8 protein-coding genes are annotated in these 3,958 nt (G+C 60.2%); 1 reads left to right on the top strand and 7 read right to left on the bottom strand.

All coding sequences use genetic code 11. The features are described from left to right. Window positions 1-75: 75 nt before the first annotated feature. Window positions 76-873: a hypothetical protein gene (locus ACXMYJ_RS28700; RefSeq protein WP_460359495.1), complete on the bottom strand. Its 798-nt coding sequence runs from the start codon at window positions 871-873 to the stop codon at window positions 76-78. A 15-nt stretch (window positions 874-888) separates the two neighbouring features. Here ACXMYJ_RS28700 and ACXMYJ_RS28695 point away from each other — a divergent pair, with 15 nt between their 5' ends. Then, entirely contained in the window at window positions 889-1,101 is a 213-nt protein-coding gene (locus tag ACXMYJ_RS28695) for a hypothetical protein (protein WP_460359494.1), read from the top strand. 97 nt (window positions 1,102-1,198) lie between these two features. Here ACXMYJ_RS28695 and ACXMYJ_RS28690 read toward each other — a convergent pair whose 3' ends face one another. From ACXMYJ_RS28690 to ACXMYJ_RS28665, 6 genes are all read right to left on the bottom strand, one after another. Beyond that, a complete protein-coding gene (locus ACXMYJ_RS28690) occupies window positions 1,199-1,612 on the bottom strand; it encodes an HNH endonuclease signature motif containing protein (RefSeq protein WP_460359493.1) in 414 nt (137 codons plus the stop codon). Further along, window positions 1,609-2,040 carry a hypothetical protein gene (locus ACXMYJ_RS28685; protein ID WP_460359492.1) on the bottom strand — a complete coding sequence of 144 codons (432 nt, stop codon included), beginning with the start codon at window positions 2,038-2,040 and terminating at the stop codon, window positions 1,609-1,611. The genes ACXMYJ_RS28690 and ACXMYJ_RS28685 overlap by 4 nt, the downstream gene beginning before the upstream one ends. Window positions 2,041-2,186: 146 nt before the next feature. After that, the gene (locus ACXMYJ_RS28680) at window positions 2,187-2,741 is read right to left on the bottom strand and encodes a hypothetical protein (protein WP_460359491.1); all 555 of its coding nucleotides are present in this window, start codon (window positions 2,739-2,741) and stop codon (window positions 2,187-2,189) included. A 152-nt stretch (window positions 2,742-2,893) separates the two neighbouring features. Further along, entirely contained in the window at window positions 2,894-3,121 is a 228-nt protein-coding gene (locus ACXMYJ_RS28675) for a hypothetical protein (RefSeq protein WP_460359490.1), read from the bottom strand. Continuing rightward, entirely contained in the window at window positions 3,114-3,380 is a 267-nt protein-coding gene (locus ACXMYJ_RS28670) for a hypothetical protein (protein ID WP_443189355.1), read from the bottom strand. Before ACXMYJ_RS28670 ends, ACXMYJ_RS28675 begins: the two co-directional genes overlap by 8 nt. A 139-nt stretch (window positions 3,381-3,519) precedes the next feature. Further along, window positions 3,520-3,958: hypothetical protein (locus ACXMYJ_RS28665; protein ID WP_460359489.1), on the bottom strand; the 439-nt coding region annotated here is incomplete at its 5' end.

Below are 3,958 nucleotides of genomic sequence, written 5' to 3'. Positions count from 1 at the left end.
AAAAGGGGGTCTGGACAGATTCATGGCCGCCGACGGGCACTTTCGTGTCCGCCGGTGGGCAGTTCTTATTGGCCGCTACTGGGCATTTTCATGTCCGCCGGTGGGCAGTTTTTCATGTCCGCCGACATTCGCTTTTTCTAGACAATGGACACACTCGGGCGGGTGATGCTCGAAACCGTCAGCGGAGAACTCGACGAACGCCATCGTTGGGTCATCAGGATTGGCGCGGCACACGTCCCGAAGATCAGTCAACACCGACGTATCCCTATTGGGCGGGGTCCCTATCCCCAGAGCCATCGCGCCATCGAGCTTCCCAGCGCCCAACAGCAGTGTCGACCACGTGTCGGAGTCGATCTCGCCTAGCTCATCAGCCAGGGCCAACGTCCACGTTCCGAGTCCCTCAATGCGTTTGGCCTCAGCAGGCAGGGCAGTCAATGTTGAACGCTTACCCGGTATCTCGATCCTGTCCCGGTAGAGAAGGCAGCGGGCGGACAACTCAGGGTTAAGTTCGACCATCTGAATTGCGGGTTTCAGCAGTCGCAGCGCCATCCGTTCATCGACGGCGACAATCGGGATCTCGTTACCGTCAGGCCCATCGAACACCGACCACAGGCCGAGTGCGGCGAGTAGCTGAGTTTTACCAGTACCCCTGGGGGCCATGATCCCGCCGACGACCGGACGCGGGTCGGGGTCCAGGAACGGGCGCAACATCTCAACCTGCCAGCCACGCAGGCGCATTGGTTCTCCGACACCGTGACCCTTGGGCACGATCAGAAACGTCTCAACCCAGGCGGCGAAACGCTCCGCGCCTCTGAGGTCGCAATCGAAGGGCAAAACGCTCTCGTCGGTGACGGACTTCGGACCCGCCTTCATGGCAAACTTTCAGCTATGGCAGTCAAGGTAACTTTGTCAAACGGGTCGTCCGAATCTTTCGACGGCGCAGGCGACGAATTCTTCGAACGAAAAGACGGCAAGTTGGCGATCCACCGCGAGGACGGAACGGTCAAAGTCTTCACTGCCGATACCTGGACTTCGGTTGACGGCAAGAGGAAATTGCCAGCGAAGCCGCGCGCAGGGGGGAGTCTGGTGACCGGAGAGTAATTGTCCCTGCGCTTGGCGCGAACTGTCGGGGAAACCGCAGTTCAGGGGCTATCCCCCAGGGGTCGCATCCGCTCAATACATCGAACGTTTGTGCAGGTCAGACCACCGCATTTCGCGGTCTCGCATTTCCGCAGGTCGCGTGTCTCGATGCTCGCGCCTTGCGGGCAGCGATGCGGGCGTGGACTGCGGCCCGTTCGTCGTCGGTGCACTGGTCTTTGCGCCGGCCGTTGCAGGGTGCGCACAGCACGCGCAAATTCTCGATGACGTAGGCGAGTGAGACGTCCTCAGTGACCGGGATGATGTGGTCTACCTGTAGCCGTTCACTGGCGTTGCATTGCTCGCAGAAGGGCGAGGAGGCGCGTAGGCGTTTGGAGAGTCGCTGCCATCGGTGCGTGGACAGTGCCGGGTGGTGTGTAGCTGGTGCGGTGCGTTTGGGTTTGCATTCTGCGCAGCGTGATCCACGGGTGATGAGTTCACCGCAGCCGACGCAGATGTACCTAGGCGCGCTCACCCGATCACCAACCCTGTGGTGTCGATGACGTACTCAGAAAGGTGCGGAATGTGGCAGAGCAGCGCATCGGCGGGTGCGTCTACGGTCCACACGTATCCCTTCGCCCATTGGGTGACGTGGCGGGCTTGTGCGAACTGGCACGCGATGCGAAGGTCTGAGGTCCACGACCAGTTGTAGCGGGTAGCTATCGGTGAGCCACGGTAGAGACGAATGCTCTGCGGTTGAGCGGGTCGGCCTTGAACGTTGTAGCCGACTAGCCGGAACATCGCGCGCCAGTGCTCACGTGAGATTGCCAGGTGGGGGTTACCGCTGAAGATCCACGCCTGCCAGAGCCAGTGCCGTAACACGTAGGTGGCGATCAGGTTCCGCTCATGCAGGGCATACAGGACAGAAGCCCATCCGAGACACCCAACCTTGTCGAGGAACACCCACGGGTCAACTGGCGCGGTGAGGTCCGCTATCGCTCTTAGTGCGTCCTCTAGGCCGTCTGTAGTCGGACGGTCCAGTAGGCGTTTGGGCAGGCGATGGTTAGCCCATTCCGAGGAGTGAAGCATGTTTACGGGGCGCGGAAGGTTCACCATCGCCGCATCCGCACTGACCGTTCAGCGAATGCCCGCATGTACTCTTCATACGTCGCATAGTCGTCGGGGTCGATGACGGCGTCAGCCGGTGCGATGACTAGATCTGTTGTGTCGACAGCATATTCGCGGTGAATGTCGCCTACGAAAAGTAGTGCTGAGCCGGGGGCGACAGTTGTCCACAGCATCGACGGCCCGGATCCGTTCGAGCTTCGGCGCTGCTGTCTCGCATAGGCAAGCGCGACGAAAGCGTACTGAGACCACGCCCAACCTCGCCGGTACTGATACGGTGCGCCGCGATAGAGGCGGATGCGATCTGGCGGGATGGCTGGCTGACCGTCGTCTGTGAAGCCTGCCGCGTCGAAGATCTCGCGCCATTCCTCCGCTGCGAGAGCGTCATAGGGGAACTCGCAGTCAAACCAAGCGAGCCGCAAATATTGCCGCAGGGTGGCGAGATCGATGAATCGGAGCCGCCACGTTTCGAGCAGGAGCCGGGGCCGGTCAAAGCCCGACACGGTGTGGTGGAGTAACCGATAGTCATACTCGCTCACCGGTCCGGTCGTTTCGATGAGAAGCCGAATCGCCGAGGGGTCCAGCCGTCCAAACCAATGGGGTCGCTCCATCTGCCTACGTGGCAGGGTGAACCCTCTACGTCTTGCCCGCTGGAACAGGGCACGGTGGGCTTGGTCACCTACGCTGCGCACTATTCGCCGTACACCTTGAGTTCGTGCAGCAGTTCGCCGGCCTCAAGCTCGATGGTCTGTAACTCAATGGCTTTCGACACCAGGGCTGAGAGTTGTTCGCGGGTAAGGGCGAAGTGCAGCAGTTGACCCGCCGAGGTGACCAGACTGAGCACCCGTTCGCAGCCGTCTTTGGAGGCGACGATGAATCCACCGAATCCGGCGAGTGTGGTCGCGGTGATGTCAGACAAACTGCATCCTCTTCTGGTTCTCTAGGTCGATCTTGATGACCTCGTGCCGAAACACGCATCGCCCGTCGCATGCGTCGTCGAGGCGGTCAACGGCGGCGTCCTCGTCGGTAGAGAGCAGCACGGCGGCGGGATACTCACACCAGTAGATCGTGGCGTACTCGCCGTTCCCTACGATGCTTGCTCGTGGCACCGCGCATTTGACGAAAGCTCTTGCGGTAGTGTGGTTCCGGTCGCAACGGTGACGGGTGTAGATCTTCATTGCGTCCCCGCTCCTACCCCAGAAGGTAGGTCGCTGATTGACCTACCTTTAGCCCCTAGGTAGGTCATTTACTGACCCACCTCGTGGTCACTGAGTGACCTACCTGCAACGCGCTGACCTGCACCTTTGTCGAGCCTCTCTATGATCTATCTTTAGAGGTGTCCAACTTGGCCTTACGGCTTTGTCGCAAATGCGCTTTGCGGTCATGCACTGAACATTTTTCATTTTCAGATCCCAGTCCCCCCTGGACGGCATGGGAGGGAACGACTAAGCATTCAGAACAGGACTCAGGATCTAGCCATTTGTTGCTAATGGCCGCACGGATCGCACGCTGGACGTTGCTCTTGTCGGCGGGCTTGAAGCCGTCTTCGGTGGGCCGGCCAAGCAGCAGCGCCAGTTGACCTTTGGCAAAAATGGCATGTCCGTTGGCTTTATGCCGAGCAAAAGCTAGCCCGGATTTTTCGTCGAGGGTGATGGCAGTCGTGCGTTGAGATGCGATTGCGTCGCGAATCCGGTTGTGTGGTTCTGGGTATGGCGGGGTGGTCCCGTGTCGCCGGGTGGTGCGGGCTTTCCCAGTG

The organism is Mycobacterium sp. ZZG (genome assembly GCF_054786995.1).
Note: the sequence above shows the minus strand (reverse complement) of the source record. Positions and strands in the feature narration are given on the sequence as shown.

Excerpts from the sequence above, each read along its gene's own strand:
- ACXMYJ_RS28700 (WP_460359495.1), bottom strand. The coding sequence starts at position 873 with ATGAAGGCGGGTCCGAAGTCCGTCACCGACGAGAGCGTTTTGCCCTTC.
- ACXMYJ_RS28695 (WP_460359494.1), top strand. The coding sequence starts at position 889 with ATGGCAGTCAAGGTAACTTTGTCAAACGGGTCGTCCGAATCTTTCGAC.
- ACXMYJ_RS28670 (WP_443189355.1), bottom strand. The coding sequence starts at position 3,380 with ATGAAGATCTACACCCGTCACCGTTGCGACCGGAACCACACTACCGCA.